A 550-nucleotide genomic window follows, 5' to 3' on the forward strand; every position below is an offset into this window, starting at 1 on the left:
GCGGAGTCGGTTTGGGCCATGTTGCTGCCCGCCGACTGCACCTTCTGGCCGTGGCTGTTGGCCTGCTCGTAGATCACCTGGAAGTTGCGACCCAACTGCGTGATGAACTCCTGACACGCCACCGAACCCGCACCACCCCAAAAGTCCCCCGCCGCTAACACATCACGCACAATCGCCTGATGCTCGGCCTCCAGGTTCGCCGCCTGCGCACGAATCAACGCGCCATGGGCATCGACATCACCGAACTGGTAATTGATCGTCATCGCTACGGTCCTTCCTAGCTGCTCAAGATCTGTTGCGAGGCCTGCTCTTGCTGCTCGTAGTTGTTGGCGTCGCGGACCAGTCCGTCGCGCACCCCGTGCAGCATGTTCACGATGTTGCGAAACGCCTGATTCATCTGCCCCATCGTGTCCAGCGACGTCGCCTGAGCCTGCCCACTCCACCCGGCACCCGCAATATTCTGCGAGGACGCCCACATCCGACGCGCCTCATCCTCAACGGTCTGCGCATGAGTCTCAAAACGACCCGCCATCGCCCGCATCGCATGCGG

At 62.0% G+C, this 550-nt stretch carries 2 protein-coding genes; both read right to left on the reverse strand.

Going from position 1 to position 550, the window contains the following annotated elements; translation table 11 throughout:
- Window positions 1-263 (reverse strand): WXG100 family type VII secretion target (locus A9W95_RS10720; protein WP_067411914.1); only part of this gene is annotated, 263 nt, incomplete at its 3' end.
- Window positions 264-277: 14 nt separating this feature from the next.
- Window positions 278-550 (reverse strand): WXG100 family type VII secretion target (locus tag A9W95_RS10725; RefSeq protein ID WP_082983023.1); only part of this gene is annotated, 273 nt, incomplete at its 5' end.

Origin of the sequence: Mycobacterium sp. 1423905.2 (genome assembly GCF_001673155.1) — a bacterium.
GTDB lineage: Bacteria > Actinomycetota > Actinomycetes > Mycobacteriales > Mycobacteriaceae > Mycobacterium.